This window comes from Enterobacter cloacae complex sp. IR53041 (assembly GCF_049238285.1).
Lineage (GTDB): Bacteria > Pseudomonadota > Gammaproteobacteria > Enterobacterales > Enterobacteriaceae > Enterobacter > Enterobacter roggenkampii.
This window is the reverse complement of record NZ_JBMKHB010000072.1, coordinates 1-3,127: the sequence shown is the minus strand read 5'-3', so window position 1 is coordinate 3,127 and position 3,127 is coordinate 1. Positions and strand designations below refer to the sequence as shown.

The following is a 3,127-nucleotide window of genomic DNA, read 5'->3' as shown; positions in this document are numbered from 1 at the left end:
TGGGCGAAATGCGCCTGGTAAGCAGAGTTTTTGAAATGTAAGGCCTTTGAATAAGACAAAAGGCTGCCTCATCGCTAACTTTGCAACAGTGCCGAAGCAGATTATGCGTTCTCATAATGCGATACACCCGCTTTGCATTAACCACAGGCAGGCCGTCCCGCTCCGACTCCCGTCGCAGCAGCGCCCACACACGGCGATAACCATACGTCGGCAGGTCAGCCACCGCCATGTTTATCCGGGACAATACGGTGGTATCGTCAGAACGGGGCTGCCGTCTGCGATCCTGTCAGTCAGATGGCCGGTGAACCCGAATGCTCAACTGCGCACGCGACACGCCAAGACTTCTGCAAACGTCGCTTATTCGTCGTTCCCAGGCAACGAGGGCGCATGCGCAATCCATTTTTTTGCCCGGCCGAACTCCACGGCCTCTTTGAGTATCTCGGCTTCCATCGTCTTTTTGCCCAGAAGGCGCTGGAGTTCGCGAATTTGCTTATTGGCGGCAGCGAGTTCGGAGGCCGGCACCACTTCCTCGCCCGATGCAACAGCCGTCAGTGAACCGTCTTAATATTGCTTGCGCCATTTGAATATCTGGTTTGCATTGATGCCATGCAGGCGCGCGACATGAGACACGGTCATACCGGGCTCCATAGTCTGCTGAATAATGGCAATTTTTTCCTGCGGTGTACGACGCCGACGCCGCTCAGGTCCTGATAACACTCCAACCATCTTATCGTTCTGACTGGTATTAAACATAGTTCCAAGACTACCTCTTATTTTAAGAGAGTCGAAGTGTCTGGTGATCTATGGGGCCAGTCTAGCCCTCTTCCAAGTGTAGGGAGATATAGTCAAAGTTTGCTTCTCCGCCGATGAGTCCGCCCTGCGTCGGATAGTCCGATTTTTTACCGGCGAAGCACGGCTCTCCTAACCCTATCTAAAGCGAATAACTTTTTTCAACAGGGCCGCGTGCCAATGCAAGAGCGATAGGCGCTCTACGCGCCAATTTGACCACTTAAAACAGGTAAATTGAGGGGTTGTAATGTGTTGATGTAACAGGCTTTTATTTTAATGTCTTGGCATATGTATAATGGTAGTCTAGCCCTCCTTTCAACAAGGAGTACTCATGGAAACCTACAATCATACATATCGGCACCACAACTTTTCACATAAAGACTTAAGTGATCTCACCTTCACCGCTTGCACATTCATTCGCAGCGACTTTCGACGTGCTAACTTGCGTGATACGACATTCGTCAACTGCAAGTTCATTGAACAGGGTGATATCGAAGGCTGCCACTTTGATGTCGCAGATCTTCGTGATGCAAGTTTCCAACAATGCCAACTTGCGATGGCAAACTTCAGTAATGCCAATTGCTACGGTATAGAGTTCCGTGCGTGTGATTTAAAAGGTGCCAACTTTTCCCGAACAAACTTTGCCCATCAAGTGAGTAATCGTATGTACTTTTGCTCAGCATTTATTTCTGGATGTAATCTTTCCTATGCCAATATGGAGAGGGTTTGTTTAGAAAAATGTGAGTTGTTTGAAAATCGCTGGATAGGAACGAACCTAGCGGGTGCATCACTGAAAGAGTCAGACTTAAGTCGAGGTGTTTTTTCCGAAGATGTCTGGGGGCAATTTAGCCTACAGGGTGCCAATTTATGCCACGCCGAACTCGACGGTTTAGATCCCCGCAAAGTCGATACATCAGGTATCAAAATTGCAGCCTGGCAGCAAGAACTGATTCTCGAAGCACTGGGTATTGTTGTTTATCCTGACTAATTGCTTTGATGTGTGATTTTAAACGCTCAAATTTATAAAACGAATAATATTGTCAACCTTGCAATAATAGACATAGGGACAACCATGTATAAATTTTTACCCTCAGGCGTCTTCACAATAGAGCCATATAGCAGTGGGTCACTTAGTGGGCTTAATTTTTCCATTAAAGATAATATTAATATTGCTCAGTATAAAACATCATATGGTAGCCCATCTTGGCAAGTAAACATAAGGCTGCCATTTATAAGGCACTGTTGCAAAAATGTGGAGGTGATAGGGGTACTACGCCGGAACCCCAGATTTTTCCGTCCGTTCAAATTATCCACGGTTGAACAGCTTGATCCCGTCCGCCCGCAGTTGACCAACAGGGGAAATATGCCTGTACAAAGTTTGCCGGGTTATCCCAAGTTCCTGGCATAGCGTACTGACCTTTGTTTCTGATTGTCCCATTGATGCCATTGCCAGTCGCAGTTTGACTGGCGTCATTTTATAAGGTCGGCCGCCGTTCCGCCCACGGGCTCTTGCTGATGCCAGACCTGCAGTCGTTCTTTCAGCAATCAGTTCGCGCTCAAACTCCGCCAGTGCGGCAAAGATACCGAAGACAAGCTTGCCAGCGGCCGTTGTTGTGTCGATAGTCGCCCCGTGACCGGTCAGCACTTTCAGACCGGTCCCCCTCGCGGTCAGGTCGTGCACTGTATTAATGAGATGACGAAGATCACGACCGAGGCGGTCCAGCTTCCATACGACCAGCGTGTCTCCGGGTCGTAGTGCTTTCAGACAGGCTGTAAGTCCAGGACGCTCTTCTCGTTTGCCCGATGCCCGGTCCTCATAAAAATGTGCGGCATCAACACCTGCGGCGATCAGTGCATCACGTTGTAAATCATTCGTCTGCGAACCATCCGCTTTTGACATCCGAATATATCCGATGAACATATTTCCTCTGTCACATATACGTTCGATTATGTGACATTCTGATTTGGGTACCATAATCTGTCAACGGTAGTCACATTACCCGTAATTTAAATTATGACACGTAAAGGTTCTATGTTAATGATAATGTGACAAGCGCGTTTAAATAGGCATAAGGATCAGAGATGCCTACTAAAAATAAGCTCCTCAGTATTCTTTCGGACGCCGAGCAGGAAGCGCTCTATGGTCTACCTGATTTCGATGATGCACAGCGGCTGGAGTTTCTGGCGCTGAATGAATATGAACTGGCGCTGGCCTGCAGTCGCCGGGGGCTTCACGCTCAAATTGGCACTGTTGCAAAGTTAGCGATGAGGCAGCCTTTTGTCTTATTCAAAGGCCTTACATTTCAAAAACTCTGCTTACCAGGCGCATTTCGCCCAG

The 3,127-nt window shown here is 48.1% G+C and carries 3 protein-coding genes and 1 pseudogene; 2 read left to right on the top strand and 2 right to left on the bottom strand.

Annotation, left to right across the window (positions count from 1 at the left end):
• Window positions 1-94: 94 nt before the first annotated feature.
• Window positions 95-726 (bottom strand): annotated as a pseudogene (locus ACOTXF_RS23675) (transposase); the annotation flags it as partial.
• A 394-nt stretch (window positions 727-1,120) separates the two neighbouring features.
• Between ACOTXF_RS23675 and ACOTXF_RS23670 the strand changes: the two are divergent.
• Entirely contained in the window at window positions 1,121-1,777 is a 657-nt protein-coding gene (locus tag ACOTXF_RS23670; RefSeq protein ID WP_001516695.1) for a quinolone resistance pentapeptide repeat protein QnrS1, read from the top strand.
• A gap of 318 nt (window positions 1,778-2,095) precedes the next feature.
• Here the strand turns inward: ACOTXF_RS23670 and ACOTXF_RS23665 are convergent, their stop codons facing one another.
• Window positions 2,096-2,710, bottom strand: a complete 615-nt coding sequence (locus tag ACOTXF_RS23665) for a recombinase family protein (RefSeq protein ID WP_014839983.1) — start codon at window positions 2,708-2,710, stop codon at window positions 2,096-2,098.
• 161 nt (window positions 2,711-2,871) lie between these two features.
• Here ACOTXF_RS23665 and ACOTXF_RS23660 point away from each other — a divergent pair.
• Window positions 2,872-3,127 (top strand): DUF4158 domain-containing protein (locus tag ACOTXF_RS23660; RefSeq protein ID WP_421635307.1); only part of this gene is annotated, 256 nt, incomplete at its 3' end.

Coding starts and splice junctions, on each gene's coding strand:
- ACOTXF_RS23670 (WP_001516695.1), top strand. CDS start 1,121: ATGGAAACCTACAATCATACATATCGGCACCACAACTTTTCACATAAA.
- ACOTXF_RS23665 (WP_014839983.1), bottom strand. CDS start 2,710: ATGTTCATCGGATATATTCGGATGTCAAAAGCGGATGGTTCGCAGACG.